The sequence below is a fragment of the Streptomyces aquilus genome (genome assembly GCF_003955715.1).
Lineage (GTDB): Bacteria > Actinomycetota > Actinomycetes > Streptomycetales > Streptomycetaceae > Streptomyces > Streptomyces aquilus.
Genome location: NZ_CP034463.1, coordinates 4,306,091 through 4,320,816, shown reverse-complemented (window position 1 = coordinate 4,320,816; position 14,726 = coordinate 4,306,091). Strand labels below are relative to the sequence as shown.

Sequence of the window (14,726 nt, the reverse complement as noted above, 5' to 3'; positions counted from 1 at the left end):
CCGCACGACCCCCGACGCTCCCACTTCTCTCCATCCCGCCAGCGGAGGTTTCTGCTTCATGAAGCTCACCGTCGTCGGCTGCTCGGGGTCGTTCCCGTCCGCGGAATCGGCCTGCTCGAGCTACCTCGTAGAGGCCGACGGCTTCCGGCTGCTTCTCGACATGGGCAACGGTGCCCTCGGCGAGTTGCAGCGCCACTGCGGTCTCTACGACCTCGACGCGATCTTCCTCAGCCATCTGCACGCCGACCACTGCATCGACATGTGCGCGTACTTCGTCGCGCGCTACTACCGCCACGACGGCGGCCGCTGCGCCCCCATCCCGGTCTACGGCCCCGAGGGCACCGAGCACCGCCTCACCACGGCCTACGCCGACACGCCCACGGCCTCCTCGATGAGCGAGGTCTTCGACTTCCACACGGTCAAGCCGTCCACCTTCGACGTCGGCCCCTTCACGGTCCACACCGAACGCGTGGCCCACCCGGTGGAGGCGTACGCGATCCGCGTGGAGCACGGCGGCAAGTCGCTGACGTACTCGGGCGACACGGGCACGACCCCCGTCCTCGACGAACTCGCCCGCGACACCGACCTGTTCCTCTGCGAAGCCGCGTTCACCCACGGCAAGGAGGACATCCCCGACCTGCACCTCAACGGCCGCGAGGCGGGAGAGACGGCGACCCGGGCGGGCGCCCGCCGCCTGGTCCTCACCCACATCCCCCCGTGGACCGACCCGCAGGTCAACCTCGCCGACGCCCGCGCGGTGTTCGACGGTCCGGTGGAACTCGCGACGCCGAGGGTGTCGTACGAGATCTGAGACGAGACCTGAGACGTACGAACGCGAAGGCCCCGGTACCTCCTCGGTACCGGGGCCTTGGTCATCGTGGGAGCCTCACGCCTTCGTGAGGTCCTCGACCTCCTCCTCGGGCTCGCGGCCCGGGGTGGGGATGTTCCACCTGACGATGGCGAAGCGGAAGACCACGTAGTAGATCGCGGCGAAGACCAGACCGATCGGGATGATCATCCAGGGCTTGGTCGCCAGGTTCCAGTTGAGGAAGTAGTCGATCGCGCCCGCCGAGAAGCTGAAGCCGTGGTGGACGCCCAGGGCCCAGGTGACGGCCATGGACAGCGCGGTCAGGACCGCGTGGATGACGTACAGCGCCGGCGCGATGAACATGAACGCGAACTCGATCGGCTCGGTGATACCGGTGACGAACGAGGTCAGCGCGAGCGAGATCATCATGCCGCCGACGGCCTTGCGGCGCTCCGGGCGGGCCGTGTGCGTGATCGCCAGGGCGGCGGCCGGGAGGGCGAACATCATGATCGGGAAGAAGCCGGTCATGAACTGGCCCGCGGTCGGGTCACCGTGGAAGAAGCGCGGCAGGTCACCGTGCCACACGGCACCGGAGGCGTCCTTGAAGGAGCCGATCTCCTGCCAGGCCACCGTGTTGACGAACTGGTGCATGCCGACCGGCAGCAGCGCGCGGTTGATGGCGCCGAAGATGCCCGCGCCGACCGCGCCGAGGCCGGTCATCCACTCGCCGAAGTTGGTGATCACGTCACCGACGGGCTCCCAGACCAGGCCGAAGAAGACACCGACGCCGGTGCCGATGAAGGCCATCAGGATCGGGACCAGCCGGCGGCCGTTGAAGAAGCCCAGCCAGTCGGGAAGCTTGGTGCGGTGGAAGCGCTGCCAGACGACGGCGGATATGAGGCCCATGATGATGCCGCCGAAGACCTTGGGGTCGTTGTAAGTGGCGGCGACGTCGGCACCCTTGGTGACCTGGGCCTCGGTGATCGGGAACGCGGTCAGGACGTTCTTGTAGACGAGAAAGCCCACCAGCGCGGCGAGTGCGGTCGAACCGTCGGCCTTCTTGGCGAAGCCGATGGCGATGCCGACACAGAACAGCAGGGGCAGGTTGGCGAAGACGGCGTCGCCGGCGGTGGCGAACACGTCCGCGACCTTGCCCCAGCCCAGGCCGTCCTTGCCGAAGACATCGGGCTGGCCGAGTCGCAGCAGAATGCCCGCGGCGGGCAGCACGGCGATCGGCAGCTGGAGGCTGCGGCCGACCTTCTGAAGACCCTGGAACAGGCCGGATCCCCGCCTCTTTACGGGGGCCGCCGATGCGGTGGCGGTGCTCATACTTCCTCCATCGGGTGGTGGTCTACACCACTCAGTGGTGTAGACCTGTTGTAGCACGATGAAGGTGACGTAAGGAACCCACGATTCCGTGACGGGAACCGTGGGTTCTGTAACCGCGTTGAAAGGGTCTTCGGCCTCAGACCTTCGTCACGTCCTCGACCTCCTCCTCCGGCTCACGCCCCGGAGTCTTCAGATCGAACTTGGTGATCGCGAAGCGGAAGATCGCGTAGTACACCGCGGCGAAGCACAGCCCGATCGGGATGATCGCCCACGGCTTCGTCGCCAGGTTCCAGTTGATGATGTAGTCGATCAGGCCGGCGGAGAAGCTGAACCCGTCGTGCACCCCGAGCCCCCACGTCACCGCCATCGACACACCCGTCAGCAGCGCGTGCACCGCGTACAGCAGCGGCGCGATGAACAGGAACGAGTACTCGATCGGCTCGGTGATACCGGTGACGAACGACGTCAGCGCGACGGACAGCATCAGACCGCCGACCTCCTTGCGGCGGTGCGGCTTCGCGCAGTGCGTGATCGCCAGGGCGGCCGCCGGGAGCGCGAACATCATGATCGGGAAGAACCCGGAGGTGAACTGACCCGCGTTCGGGTCGCCCGCCAGGAACATGTTGATGTCACCGTGCACCTCGGTGCCGTCCGGCTTGGTGTACGTCCCGAACTGGAACCAGATGGGCACGTTCAGGAACTGGTGCAGCCCGATCACCAGCAACGCCCGGTTCGCCAGACCGAAGAGGCCCGCACCCCACGCACCCGCGTCGCTCAGCCAGTCGCTGAAGTTCTCCAGCCCGTCACCGATCGGCGGCCAGATCCACAGACACAGCGCCGCGAACGCGATCGCCACGAACGCCATGATGATCGGCACCAGTCGGCGGCCGTTGAAGAAGCCCAGCCAGTCCACGAGCTTGGTGCGGTGGTACCGCTGCCAGAAGTACGCCGTCAGCAGCCCCATCACGATCCCGCCGAACACCCCGGGATTCTGGTACGTGAACGCCACCACCGTGTGGTCGACCGTCGCCTGGCACCCGATGCCCGGTACGGCCTTCGCCCCGCTCGGGCAGTCCTCCGGGAACTGCCGCAGCACGTTGTAGTAGACGAGGAACCCGGCCACCGCCGCGAGCGCCGTCGACCCGTCCGCCTTTTTCGCCATGCCGATGGCCACGCCCACGCAGAACAGCAGCGGCAGCCCCAGCGAACCGTCGAGCAGCGCGCCGCCCGCGCCCGCCATCACCTTGGAGACGTCCGTCCAGCCGAGCCCGTCGTCGCCGAACACGTCGGGCTGGCCGAGCCGGTTGAGGATGCCCGCGGCCGGCAGGACGGCGATGGGCAGCTGAAGACTCCGCCCCATCTTCTGCAGCCCCTGGAACGTCGACTGCCACCGTCGGCGTCCGGGTGAGATCTCGGTGTCAGCGCTCATGAGTTGGCGACCGCCTGTCAGGTGGTGTAGACCAGTTACGGACGATTGGGTTGCTGTGACGTCATCTTTCGGTACGTTCGGCGCAATCGCTCGCGAAGTTGGGCCAACTGTGCATGAGGAGACCGACATGGCCACCAAGGCTGAGAAGATCGTTGCCGGGCTCGGCGGCATCGACAACATCGAAGAGGTCGAGGGCTGCATCACCCGCCTGCGCACCGAGGTCAAGGACCCGGCGCTCGTCGACGACGCCGCCCTCAAGGCCGCCGGCGCCCACGGCGTCGTCAAGATGGGCACCGCCGTCCAGGTCGTCATCGGCACGGACGCCGACCCGATCGCGGCGGACATCGAAGACATGATGTAAGACCCTTTTCGGCATCACCGGGGCTCTTCCCACCGCGGGAGGAGCCCCCTCCGCATGTGCGGCTAGGCTCAGCGCCATGTCTCGAATCGACGGCCGCACCCCCGAACAGCTCCGCCCCGTCACCATCGAACGCGGCTGGAGCAAGCACGCCGAGGGCTCCGTCCTCGTCTCCTTCGGTGACACGAAGGTCTTCTGCACCGCCTCCGTGACCGAGGGCGTCCCCCGCTGGCGCAAGGGCAGCGGCGAGGGCTGGGTCACCGCCGAGTACTCCATGCTGCCCCGCGCCACCAACACCCGCGGCGACCGCGAGTCCGTCCGCGGCAAGATCGGCGGCCGCACCCACGAGATCAGCCGCCTCATCGGCCGCTCACTGCGCGCCGTCATCGACTACAAGGCGCTCGGCGAGAACACGATCGTCCTCGACTGCGACGTCCTCCAGGCCGACGGCGGCACGCGTACGGCCGCCATCACCGGCGCCTACGTGGCCCTCGCCGACGCCGTCTCCTGGGCCCAGGGCAAGAAGCTGATCAAGGCCGGCCGCCAGCCGCTGACCGGCACGGTCTCCGCGGTCTCGGTCGGCATCGTGGGAGGGGTTCCGCTGCTGGACCTCTGCTACGAGGAGGACGTCAAGGCCGACACCGACATGAACGTCGTCTGCACCGGCGACGGCCGCTTCGTCGAGGTCCAGGGCACCGCCGAGGCCGAGCCGTTCGCGCGCGACGAGCTCAACTCGCTGCTGGACCTGGCCGTTTCGGGCTGCACGGATCTCGCCGCCCTCCAGCGCAGGGCCCTTGATACCGTCCTCGAAAAGTAAAAGACGCACCAAGGAAAGGCGGCCGGGACGGGCAACCCGACCGCCCGAACTCGCGTCACTACGGGTACGGGCGTACGGCACACCGCTGTGCGCCCGGCCAGTGCACGGGGGCCCTTGGGGCTGAACAAGGGAGGAACATCACCATGGCCGAGAGCCGACGCGGCCGTCGTCGACCACGCCGTACCGTCATCGCCGCCGCGGTGGCCGCGGTAGGACTGACGGTGGGTCTGACCACCGGCTGCGACGCCGTCAACAAGGCGCTGGACTGCGTCCAGACCGCCGACGCCATCGCCGACAGCGTCACCGACCTCCAGCAGGCCGTGGAGAACGCGTCCAACGACCCGACCCAGCTCGACGAGTCCCTCGACTCCATCGACAAGAACCTCGACGAGATAGGCGACAAGACCGACAACGCCGACGTCAACCAGGCGGTCGAGGACCTGGGCAAGGCCGTGGACAACGTCCGCAAGTCGGTCGACAACGGCGACACGACCCCCGACCTCAGCCCGATCACGGACGCGGCGGGCGAGTTGACGAAGGTCTGCACGCCGTAAGGAACCGGTCGCCGGGCCGGGATACTGGGGGCATGACCCGCCTGATCCTCGCCACCCGCAACGCCGGCAAAATCACCGAACTCCGCGCCATCCTCGCCGACGCAGGTCTGCGCCATGACCTGGTCGGCGCGGAGGCGTACCCGGAGGTACCGGACGTCAAGGAAACAGGGGTGACGTTCGCCGAGAACGCACTCCTGAAGGCCCACGCCCTGGCCCAGGCCACGGGCCTGCCCGCCGTCGCCGACGACTCCGGCCTCTGCGTGGACGTCCTGAACGGCGCCCCCGGCATCTTCTCGGCCCGTTGGGCGGGCCGCCACGGCGACGACCGGGCCAACCTGGACCTCCTCCTGGCCCAGCTCTCCGACATCGCCGACGAACACCGCGGCGCCCACTTCGCCTGCGCCGCGGCCCTGGCGTTGCCGGACGGCACGGAGAGGGTGGTCGAGGGCCGCCTGACGGGCACCCTCCGCCACACCCCGTCCGGCACGAACGGCTTCGGCTACGACCCGATCCTCCAGCCGTCCGGCGACACCCGAACGTGCGCGGAACTCACCCCGGCCGAGAAGAACGCGATCAGCCACCGGGGGAAGGCGTTCCGGGGGTTGGTGCCGGTGGTGCGGGAGCTGTTGGGCTGAGAGATGAGAAAGGGGCCGCCCGGCTTCGGGCAGCCCCTCTGTACATGTGCGGCCGGTGGGACTCGAACCCACACGGGTGTGAACCCACTGGGACCTAAACCCAGCATGACTGCCAATTCCATCACGGCCGCTCACAAACGGTCATCGCGCTCGACAAGCAGCGTTCAGTGTACGGGTAGAGCACGCTACGCGACGAGGGGAGGCCTTGCCTTCCGAGATACCGCGGACTCTCGGGCCGTTCACGCTTGAAACGTAAACCTCCGACCCGATAACCTGCTCGTACCTGCAAGCCTCCCGCGGCCCCTTGTCCGCTCGGGAGGCTTTTTTCATGACCGCTGAACATGAACTGACCGTCCGCCCCGTCACCCCCGCCGACCGCCCCACCCTCGACCGGCTCTGGCTTCTCTTCCGGCATGACCTGTCGGAGTTCGGGGGTCAACTGCCCCATCCGGACGGCACGTTCCGGAGTGAGCGGCTGGAGGCTGCCTTCAGTGGGGACGCGGACTGGGCCGCGTATCTCTTCAGCCGCGGAGCGCACCCCGTCGGGTTCGCCTTCGTGCGGGCGCTCACCCGGTCGACCCGCGTGCTCAACAGCTTCTTCGTCGTGCGGGGTGTGCGGCGCAGTGGCGTCGGGCTGCGGGCCGTCCGCGACGTCGTCGCGCGGCATCCGGGGGAGTGGACCGTCGCCTTCCAGGACGCCAATCCCGGGGCCGTGCGGTTCTGGCGGCGGGTTGCGGAGAGCATCGCCCCCGGTGCCTGGGAAGAGGAGCGCAGGCCGGTGCCGGGTAAGCCCGACCTGGCTCCTGATGTCTGGGTCAGCTTCCAATGCCCAAGTCCTTGATGATCTTCGCCACGTGGCCCGTCGCCCGGACGTTGTACAGCGCCCGTTCGACCTTGCCCTCCTCGTCCACCACGATCGTGGAGCGGATGACGCCCATGTAGGTCTTGCCGTAGTTCTTCTTCTCGCCGTACGCCCCGTACGCCTCGGTGACCGTCTTCTCCGGGTCGGCCAGCAGCGTGATCCTCAGGTTCTCCTTGTCCCTGAACTTCGCCAGCTTCTCCGGGGCGTCCGGGCTGACGCCGATGACGTCGTACCCGGCGCCGGCCAGCAGTTCCAGGTTGTCGGTGAAGTCGCAGGCCTGCTTCGTGCAGCCGGGGGTGAGGGCCGCGGGGTAGAAGTAGACGATGACCTTGCGGCCCTTGTGGTCCGCCAGGGACACGTCGGTGCCGTCGGCGTCGGGGAGGGTGAAGGCGGGGGCTACGTCCCCGGGCTGGAGTCGCTCGCTCATCCGGCAAGCCTAACCGGGGGTCCTGACAGTGCGGCGGCCCGCCGAACTGACAGACTGTCCAGGACAGGAACAGCACACCCGCAGAACATCACCAGCACATCACCAGCAGCGGACTCCCGGAGGGCCCACCGTGGCGGACACGTCGGACACGAGAACCCCGGCGCAGATCGAGGCGGACATCAAGCGCCGCCGCGAGACGCTGGCCGAGACGCTCGACGAGATCGGGGTGCGCGTGCACCCGAAGACGATCGTCGGCGATGCCAAGGCCAAGGTGGTTTCCAACATCGATCACACGCTCGGACGGGCCTACGTCGGCGTGAACAAGGTCCTCACCGACACCAAGGCCCAGTTCGTCGACGAGGAGGGTGCTCCGAGGCTGGAGCGCATCGTCCCCGTCGCGCTCGTCGCCGTAGGACTCGTCGGGCTCCTCGCCCTCGGCACCTCCCGGCGTCGCAAGGGCTGACCCGGGGGCGTACGGATTCCCGTCAGGCAGGTAGGTTCTGAGCCGTGAGCGCCAACAGAAACGACCACAGCGACCAGCACGACAAGCTGCCCATCCGGATGCTGCACGACCGTGTGCTCGTGCGGCAGGACGCCGGTGAGGGCGAGCGGCGTTCCGGGGGCGGCATCCTCATCCCCGCCACCGCGGCCGTGGGGCGGCGGCTGGCGTGGGCCGATGTCGTCGCGGTCGGGCAGAACGTCCGGACCGTCGAGCCGGGGGACCGGGTTCTCTACGACCCCGAGGACCGCGCCGAGGTGGAGGTGCGCGGCGTCGCCTATGTGCTGATGCGGGAGCGCGATCTGCACGCGGTGGCCGCGGACCGGTTCGAAGGGTCGGAGGACTCGACCGGGCTGTACCTCTGAATCAACGGCCGAAAGGGGCTGGTGACCATCGTCACCAGCCCCTTTTGCTGTCTCTTTGCTACCTTTGAAGGACCCGCCCGACGAGACGCGCCGTACCGGGACAGGCCCTTTCCGGGCTTACGACAAGACGACGCACCCCCGTTCAGCAACTTCCGGAGGTGCCTGTCATGGCCTGGGTTCTGCTCGTCGTCGCCGGTCTGCTCGAGGTCGGCTGGTCGATCGGGATGAAGTACACCGACGGTTTCACCCGGCTCGTGCCGAGCCTGTTCACCGGCGCCGGGATCGTGGCCAGCATGCTGCTGCTGTCGTACGCCGCCCGATCCCTTCCCATCGGTACTGCCTATGGCGTGTGGGTGGGTATCGGCGCGGCCGGGGCGGCGGTGCTCGGCATGGTGGTGCTGGGGGAGCCGGCCACCGCCGCCCGGATCTTCTTCGTCTGTCTGCTGCTGGTCGCCGTGGTGGGCCTGAAGGCGACCAGCGGCCACTAGACCTCCGTCGCTAACCGGTCTTGCCCGGCGGGCCCGCTGTCGTGCCGGTCGTCGTCGTTCCGCCGTCCGCCGTTCCGCCGTCGGTCGTCCCGCCGTCCGTCGTGCCGCCGGTGGTGCCGCCGTCGGTCGTGCCGCCCGTCGTCGTGTCACCGCCACCGGTGGTCGTCGTCCCGCCGTCCGTGGCACCGCCGGTCGTGGTGCCCCCGTCCGTCGTGCCGCCGGTCGTGTCGCCGCCGGTCGTGCCGCCGTCCGTCTGGCCCTGGGTGTCCTGGCCGCCGTCGGTCGTGCCGCCGTCGTCCTGGCCCGGCGTCTCCTCGGGGGTCTCGGCGGTCGGCTGCTGGGTCGGGGCCTGGACGACGTCGGCGCCCTCCTGGAGTTCCAGGTCGAATTCGGTGGCGGGCTTGCCCTTGAGGGCGCGCTGGGTGAAGTCGGCCCAGATCTCCGCGGGCGCCCCGCCGCCGTTGACGCGCTGGAGGCCCATCGCGCCGTACAGCGACTTGTGCGCGGCGGTCTGCGGGTCCTGGCCCATCACCGCGACGACCGTGGCGAGGTCGGGGGTGTAGCCGGCGAACCAGGCGGCCTGGTCCTCCTCGGCGGTGCCGGTCTTGCCGGCCGCCGGGCGGCCCGCGGCCTGTGCGGCGGTGGCGGTGCCGTTCTCGACGACGCTCTGCAGGACCGAGGTGGTCGTGTCGGCGGCCTCGCGGCTGACGACCTGGGAGGTCTTGCGGTCCGGCAGCTCCACGACGTCCTTGCCGTCCCGCGTGATCGACTTGATCATCGTGTACGCGCCGTGCTTGCCGTGGTTGGCGAGCGTCGCGTACGCCTCCGCCATGTCGAGGACGCTGGCCCGGGCGACGCCGAGCGCGATCGACGGGTAGGCGTTCAGCTCGGGAGTGCTGCCGGGCAGGCCGAGGGCGGTCGCGGTCTGCTTGACCTTGTCGGGGCCGACGTCGACGGCCATCTGCGCGTACACCGAGTTCACCGACTTGTCGGTGGCGGTGCGCACGGTGATGTTGCCGTACGACACGTCGTCCTCGTTGGCCGGGTCGTAGGCGCCGCCGGTCCAGCCCTGCACGGGGCGCTTGTTGGTGCCGTCGTAGTAGGTGTTGGGCGTGATGGTCCGGCCGTCCTGGGTCGTCGAGTCGTTCTCGACGGCGGAGGTGAAGACGAACGGCTTGAAGGTGGAGCCGACCTGGAAGTCCTGGCGGGTGGCGTTGTTCGTGTACTGCTTGACGTAGTCGATGCCGCCGTACATCGCCACGACCTGCCCGGTCTTCGGGTCGACGGCGGCGCCGCCCGCGCGGACGTACGTGTCGACCTTGCGGTTCTTCTTGTCGAGCTTGTCCATCAACTTCTTGTTGACGGCGGCGACGAAATCGTCCTGCTTGTTCTTCTGGATGGTGGTGGTGATGCGGTAGCCGCCGGCGTCCAGCTCGTCGGCGGTGAGGATCTTGTTGTCGCTCAGGTAGTCGTTGATGGCGTTGACGAGGTAGCCGCGCTGCCCGGACATGCCGGTGGAGACGGTGGCCTCCTTCGGCATCGGGAACTTCAGGCCGGTCCGCTCGGACTTGGCGAGCCAGCCCTCCTTGACCATGCCGTCCAGGACGTAGTTCCAGCGGGCCAGGGCGGCCGACTTGTTCTCCGGGTGGGCGACGACGTCGTACTCGCTGGGCGCGTTGAGCAGGGCGGCGAGGTAGGCGCCCTGGGCGGCGCTCAGGTCGGTGGCGTCCTTGCCGTAGTAGGCCTGGGCGGCGGCCTGGATGCCGTACGAGTTGCGGCCGAAGTAGCTGGTGTTGAGGTAGCCCTCGAGGATCTGGTCCTTGGACTCCGTGCGGTCCAGCTTGATGGAGATGAAGAACTCCTTCACCTTGCGGGTGACGGTCTGCTCCTGGGCGAGGTAGTAGTTCTTCACGTACTGCTGGGTGATCGTCGAGCCGGACTGCTTGCCCTTGCCGGTCGCGGTGTTCCAGCCGGCGCGCAGCATCGCCTTGGGGTCGATCGCGGACTCGGAGTAGAAGTCGCGGTCCTCGGCGGCCAGGACGGCGTGCTGGGCGGCCTTGGAGACCTGGGCGAGGGTGACGTTCTCCCGGTTGACGTCTCCGTCGCGGGCGAGCTGGCTGCCGTCGGCGTAGAGGTAGACGTTGGACTGCTTGGTGGCGAGGGCGTTGGCGGGCGGGATCTTCACCAGGGAGTAGCCGAGGAAGAACAGGCCGATCAGCAGCAGTATCCCGATGACGAAGGTGCCGAGCACCATGCGCCAGGTCGGGATCAGCCGCCGCCAGCCGGTGCGCTTGGGCCGCTTGGGCTTGCCACCGCCCGCTTCGGGTTCTCGGGGCTCCCAGCCCTCGGTCGGCTGCTGCGGCTGCGGCTCGTCGCTCATGTCGTGCACGGACTCCTGTTGCATGTCTCTTATGTGCTGGTTGTACGTCATGCGCCGTCGTGCGCCCTCGTACGCCTTCTGCGTCCCCAGATGAAGACTGTCGCACCACGCGTTCCGTTGCGGTTCGCGGCACGCTTCCGGGCCGAAAAAGGCGTGGCGTACGTCACCACCTGCGGACTAGGCTCCTGCGCTTCGGTGCCTGGCGCGGGCGAGGAGGGCTGTGGATGTGGATTCGGGGCGGTTGTACCTCGCCGTGGGGGTGGGCGGATTCAGACGGTACGCGACGTATCGGGCCGCGACGGCGGCCGGGATCTTCACCAACACGGTCTTCGGACTGATCCTCGTCTACACGTACACCGCCCTCTGGGACGAACGGCCGCAGCTGGGCGGGTACGACCTCGCGCAGGCCGTCACCTATGTGTGGGTGGGCCAGTCGCTGTTCAAGACGCTCGCCAACGGGGGCGGGGGTGTCGAGGGCGAGCTCATGGAGCGTATCCGCACCGGGGACATCGCCGTCGACCTGTACCGTCCTGCGGACCTCCAACTGTGGTGGCTGGCGGCCGACTTGGGCCGGTCGTCGTTCGAGCTGCTCGCGCGCGGTGTGCCGCCCTTCGTGCTGGGCGCGCTGATGTTCGACCTGGCGCTGCCCACGGACGCGATGACCTGGCTGGCGTTCCTGGTCGCGGTCGTGCTGGCGATGCTGGTCAGCTTCGGCATCCGGTACCTGGTGGCGCTGAGCGCGTTCTGGCTGCTGGACGGCACCGGGGTGGCGCAGATGGTGATGTTCGTCGGCTGGTTCTGCTCGGGGATGATCCTGCCGCTCAACGTGTTCCCGGGGCTGCTCGGCGAGGTCGTCCGGGCCCTGCCGTGGTCGGCGCTGCTCCAGGCGCCGGCGGACGTGCTGCTGGGCGAGGCCGATCCGCTGGGCACGTACGCCTTCCAGGCGCTGTGGGCGGTGCTGCTGCTGGCGGCCGGGCGGCTGGTGCAGGGAATGGCGACGCGGCGGGTGGTGGTGCAGGGTGGCTGACACGACGCGCGCCCCCAGGGTCGCTGCTCCCGTCGGGACCAACCGGGTGCTGGACGGGATCCGCACCTACCGCATGATCTCGGCCATGTGGATCCGCTCCACGATGGCCTACCGCGCCTCCTTCGTCATGACCACGCTCGGCAACTTCACGGCGACCGCGTTCGACTTCGTGGCGATCCTGCTGATGTTCTCCCGCGTGGATGCCCTCGGCGGCTACGCGCTCCCCGAGATCGCCTTCCTCTACGGCCTGTCCAGCGTGGCCTTCGGCCTGGCCGACCTCGGCCTCGGCTCCATGGAGCGGCTGGGCCGTCGGGTGCGCGACGGCACGCTGGACACGCTGCTGGTGCGGCCCGCGCCGGTGCTGGCGCAGATGGCCGCGGACCAGTTCGGGCTGCGCCGCCTCGGCCGGGTCACCCAGGGCACGATGGTGCTGGTCTACGCGCTGGCCACGGTCGACATCGACTGGACGCCGCTGAAGCTGCTGCTGATGCCGGTGATGATCCTCAGCGGCGCCGGCATCTTCGGCGCGGTGTTCGTCGCGGGCGCGGCCTTCCAGTTCGTCGCGAAGGACGCCTCCGAGGTGCAGAACGCCTTCACGTACGGCGGTACGACGCTGCTCCAGTACCCGCCGACGGTGTTCGCCACGGAGCTGGTGCGCGGGGTGACGTTCGTGCTGCCGCTGTCCTTCGTCAACTGGTTGCCCGGCACCTATGTGTTGGGGCGGCCGATCCCGCTCGGGCTGCCCGAGTGGGTGGCGTTCGTGTCGCCGCTGGTGGCGGTGGCGTGCTGTGCGCCGGCCGGACTGGCCTGGCGGGCGGGGCTCAGGTCGTATCGGAGTACGGGGAGTTGAGGACGGATGGCTGAGGACATGGGCGAAGGCTTCATCGAACTCGACCGGGTCGAGAAGGTCTTCGAGGTGCGCAAGAAGACCGGCTTCATGAAACGGGAGCGCAGGGAGGTACGGGCCGTCGACTCGATCTCCTTCCGGGTGGCGCGCGGCGAGATGGTCGGCTACATCGGCCCGAACGGCGCCGGCAAGTCCACCACCATCAAGATGCTCACCGGCATCCTCGCCCCGAGCGGCGGCAGCCTGCGCGTGGCCGGCATCGACCCGTCCCGGGAGCGTCAGCGCCTCGCCCACCGCATCGGCGTGGTCTTCGGGCAGCGCACCACCCTGTGGTGGGACCTCCCGCTGATCGACTCGTACAAGCTGATGCACCGCATGTACCGCATCCCCGACGCCCGTTACCGCGAGAACCTCGACCGTCTCGTCGAACTCCTCGACCTCGCCGACCTGTTGGACGTCCCCGTACGTCAGCTCTCCCTCGGCCAGCGGATGCGCGGCGACATCGCGGCCGCCCTGCTGCACGACCCGGACGTCCTCTACCTCGACGAGCCGACCATCGGGCTCGACGTCATCTCCAAGGCCCGGGTACGGGAGTTCCTGCGCGAGGTGAACGCCGAGCGCGGCACCACGGTCCTGCTCACCACCCACGACCTCCAGGACATCGAGCAGCTCTGCTCCCGGGTGATGGTCATCGACCACGGCCGGCTGATGTACGACGGGCCGCTCGCCGGGCTGCACGAGGCGGGCGACAGCGAGCGGACGCTGGTGGTGGACCTGGAGCGGGAGCTGCCGCCGATCGAGGTCCCCCAGGCGCGGGTGGTGAAGGTGGAGGGGCCGCGGCAGTGGCTGGCGTTCCCGGCGGGGGCCTCGGCGGCGCCGCTGGTGGCGCGGATCGCGGCGGAGTATCCGCTGGTCGACCTGTCGGTGCGGGAGCCGGACATCGAGGCGGTCATCGCGAAGATGTACGCGGAGAAGGCCACCGCATAGTGCGGGGCGCCCGGAACTCGTAGGCTGAGGTCATGACGGACGCCGTGCCTTCCGAGGGGACGCCCACGCCCCCCAGGCCCTCTGCCCCGGAACTCCGTGCCGCCGACGCCGACCGTGAGCGCGTCGCCGAGATCCTGCGGGACGCCCTCGCCGAAGGGCGCCTGGACATGGCGGAGTTCGAGGAACGGCTGGAGGCGACGTACCAGGCGCGGACGTACGGCGAGCTGACGCCGATCACCCGCGACCTGCCGACCGCCCCCGGTGCCGTCCCGTCGGTCAACATGACCAAGCATCCGGTGGCGGACGGGAGTTGGGCCTCGCGGATCACGGGCGGTGAGGGTTCCTCGACCTGGGCGGTGGCGATCCTGTCCGGGTTCCAGCGCCGGGGCCGCTGGACCGTGCCCAAGCGCTTCAACTGCTTTGCCTTCTGGGGCGGCGGCGAGATCGACCTGCGCGAGGCGAACTTCGCGGACCGCGAGGTCGAGATCAACTGCGTGGCCGTCATGGGCGGCGTGAACGTGATCGTGCCGCCCGGCGTCGAGGTCGTCGTCCGCGGGATCGGCATCATGGGCGGCTTCGACCACCGTGAGGAGGGCGTGCCGGGCGACCCGGGCGGCCCGCGCGTGATCGTCACCGGGTTCGCCTTCTGGGGCGGCGTCGGTGTCGAGCGGAAGCTGACCCGGGAGGAGCGGCGGGCGCTGAAGGAGGAGCGGCGCCGGCAGCGGCTGGACCGCAAGGAGTCGATGCGCGAGCTGCACGAGTCCTTCCCCGAGGACGCCGAGGACGTCGAGGACCCGCACCGCCGCCTGACGGGCGGGCACCATGACCTGATGCGGGGGCGCAGCGACCGCCACCGTGACCGCCATCGCGACCGGCGTGACCGCCGGGATCGCCGCGACCGGTACGACGACTAG

The 14,726-nt window shown here is 69.0% G+C and carries 17 protein-coding genes, 1 tRNA gene and 1 riboswitch; of the genes, 13 read left to right on the top strand and 5 right to left on the bottom strand.

What is annotated here, in order from left to right:
* Positions 1 to 58: 58 nt before the first annotated feature.
* The gene (locus EJC51_RS19835; RefSeq protein WP_126272319.1) at positions 59 to 811 is read left to right on the top strand and encodes an MBL fold metallo-hydrolase; all 753 of its coding nucleotides are present in this window, start codon (positions 59 to 61) and stop codon (positions 809 to 811) included.
* A gap of 75 nt (positions 812 to 886) precedes the next feature.
* Here EJC51_RS19835 and EJC51_RS19830 read toward each other — a convergent pair whose 3' ends face one another.
* Positions 887 to 2,137: a PTS transporter subunit EIIC gene (locus tag EJC51_RS19830; RefSeq protein WP_126272318.1), complete on the bottom strand. Its 1,251-nt coding sequence runs from the start codon at positions 2,135 to 2,137 to the stop codon at positions 887 to 889.
* Positions 2,138 to 2,273: 136 nt separating this feature from the next.
* A complete protein-coding gene (locus EJC51_RS19825; RefSeq protein WP_126272317.1) occupies positions 2,274 to 3,566 on the bottom strand; it encodes a PTS transporter subunit EIIC in 1,293 nt (430 codons plus the stop codon).
* 127 nt (positions 3,567 to 3,693) lie between these two features.
* Here EJC51_RS19825 and EJC51_RS19820 point away from each other — a divergent pair, with 127 nt between their 5' ends.
* From EJC51_RS19820 to rdgB, 4 genes are all read left to right on the top strand, one after another.
* A complete protein-coding gene (locus EJC51_RS19820) occupies positions 3,694 to 3,927 on the top strand; it encodes a PTS sugar transporter subunit IIB (protein WP_033286052.1) in 234 nt (77 codons plus the stop codon).
* Positions 3,928 to 4,003: 76 nt separating this feature from the next.
* Positions 4,004 to 4,741, top strand: coding sequence for a ribonuclease PH (rph, locus tag EJC51_RS19815; protein WP_126272316.1), 738 nt, complete (start codon positions 4,004 to 4,006; stop codon positions 4,739 to 4,741).
* Between the two features lie 143 nt (positions 4,742 to 4,884).
* Positions 4,885 to 5,295: a hypothetical protein gene (locus EJC51_RS19810; protein ID WP_126272315.1), complete on the top strand. Its 411-nt coding sequence runs from the start codon at positions 4,885 to 4,887 to the stop codon at positions 5,293 to 5,295.
* A 32-nt stretch (positions 5,296 to 5,327) separates the two neighbouring features.
* Complete coding sequence (gene rdgB / locus EJC51_RS19805; protein ID WP_126272314.1) at positions 5,328 to 5,930, top strand: RdgB/HAM1 family non-canonical purine NTP pyrophosphatase; 603 nt, start codon at positions 5,328 to 5,330, stop codon at positions 5,928 to 5,930.
* A gap of 47 nt (positions 5,931 to 5,977) precedes the next feature.
* On the opposite strand, the gene EJC51_RS19800 is transcribed toward rdgB, so the two are convergent.
* Positions 5,978 to 6,061: transfer RNA gene (locus EJC51_RS19800), tRNA-Leu, on the bottom strand.
* A gap of 197 nt (positions 6,062 to 6,258) precedes the next feature.
* On the opposite strand from EJC51_RS19800, the gene EJC51_RS19795 reads away from it, so the two are divergent.
* Positions 6,259 to 6,771 (top strand): GNAT family N-acetyltransferase, encoded by a 513-nt coding sequence (locus tag EJC51_RS19795; RefSeq protein ID WP_126272313.1) that lies wholly within the window; start codon positions 6,259 to 6,261, stop codon positions 6,769 to 6,771.
* Here the strand turns inward: EJC51_RS19795 and bcp are convergent.
* On the bottom strand, positions 6,746 to 7,219 hold the full coding sequence (gene bcp, locus EJC51_RS19790) for a thioredoxin-dependent thiol peroxidase (protein ID WP_126272312.1): 474 nt from the start codon (positions 7,217 to 7,219) through the stop codon (positions 6,746 to 6,748). The genes EJC51_RS19795 and bcp overlap by 26 nt on opposite strands.
* A 130-nt stretch (positions 7,220 to 7,349) precedes the next feature.
* Between bcp and EJC51_RS19785 the strand changes: the two genes are divergently transcribed.
* The 3 genes from EJC51_RS19785 (at position 7,350) to sugE (ending at position 8,571) form a co-directional block, all read left to right on the top strand.
* Positions 7,350 to 7,682, top strand: a complete 333-nt coding sequence (locus EJC51_RS19785) for a DUF3618 domain-containing protein (RefSeq protein ID WP_126272311.1) — start codon at positions 7,350 to 7,352, stop codon at positions 7,680 to 7,682.
* A 98-nt stretch (positions 7,683 to 7,780) separates the two neighbouring features.
* Positions 7,781 to 8,083: a GroES family chaperonin gene (locus EJC51_RS19780; RefSeq protein WP_266899574.1), complete on the top strand. Its 303-nt coding sequence runs from the start codon at positions 7,781 to 7,783 to the stop codon at positions 8,081 to 8,083.
* Positions 8,084 to 8,135: 52 nt separating this feature from the next.
* A riboswitch (guanidine-III (ykkC-III) riboswitch) is annotated at positions 8,136 to 8,220 on the top strand.
* Between the two features lie 30 nt (positions 8,221 to 8,250).
* A complete protein-coding gene (sugE, locus tag EJC51_RS19775) occupies positions 8,251 to 8,571 on the top strand; it encodes a quaternary ammonium compound efflux SMR transporter SugE (RefSeq protein WP_109498544.1) in 321 nt (106 codons plus the stop codon).
* Positions 8,572 to 8,581: 10 nt separating this feature from the next.
* Here the strand turns inward: sugE and EJC51_RS19770 are convergent, their stop codons facing one another.
* Complete coding sequence (locus EJC51_RS19770) at positions 8,582 to 10,951, bottom strand: transglycosylase domain-containing protein (protein WP_126277049.1); 2,370 nt, start codon at positions 10,949 to 10,951, stop codon at positions 8,582 to 8,584.
* Between the two features lie 226 nt (positions 10,952 to 11,177).
* On the opposite strand from EJC51_RS19770, the gene EJC51_RS19765 reads away from it, so the two are divergent.
* The 4 genes from EJC51_RS19765 (at position 11,178) to EJC51_RS19750 (ending at position 14,726) form a co-directional block, all read left to right on the top strand.
* On the top strand, positions 11,178 to 11,978 hold the full coding sequence (locus tag EJC51_RS19765) for an ABC transporter permease (RefSeq protein WP_165951169.1): 801 nt from the start codon (positions 11,178 to 11,180) through the stop codon (positions 11,976 to 11,978).
* Positions 11,979 to 12,051: 73 nt separating this feature from the next.
* On the top strand, positions 12,052 to 12,828 hold the full coding sequence (locus tag EJC51_RS19760) for an ABC transporter permease (protein WP_126277048.1): 777 nt from the start codon (positions 12,052 to 12,054) through the stop codon (positions 12,826 to 12,828).
* Between the two features lie 6 nt (positions 12,829 to 12,834).
* Complete coding sequence (locus EJC51_RS19755) at positions 12,835 to 13,812, top strand: ABC transporter ATP-binding protein (protein ID WP_126272308.1); 978 nt, start codon at positions 12,835 to 12,837, stop codon at positions 13,810 to 13,812.
* Positions 13,813 to 13,844: 32 nt separating this feature from the next.
* Positions 13,845 to 14,726, top strand: coding sequence for a DUF1707 SHOCT-like domain-containing protein (locus EJC51_RS19750; RefSeq protein WP_126272307.1), 882 nt, complete (start codon positions 13,845 to 13,847; stop codon positions 14,724 to 14,726).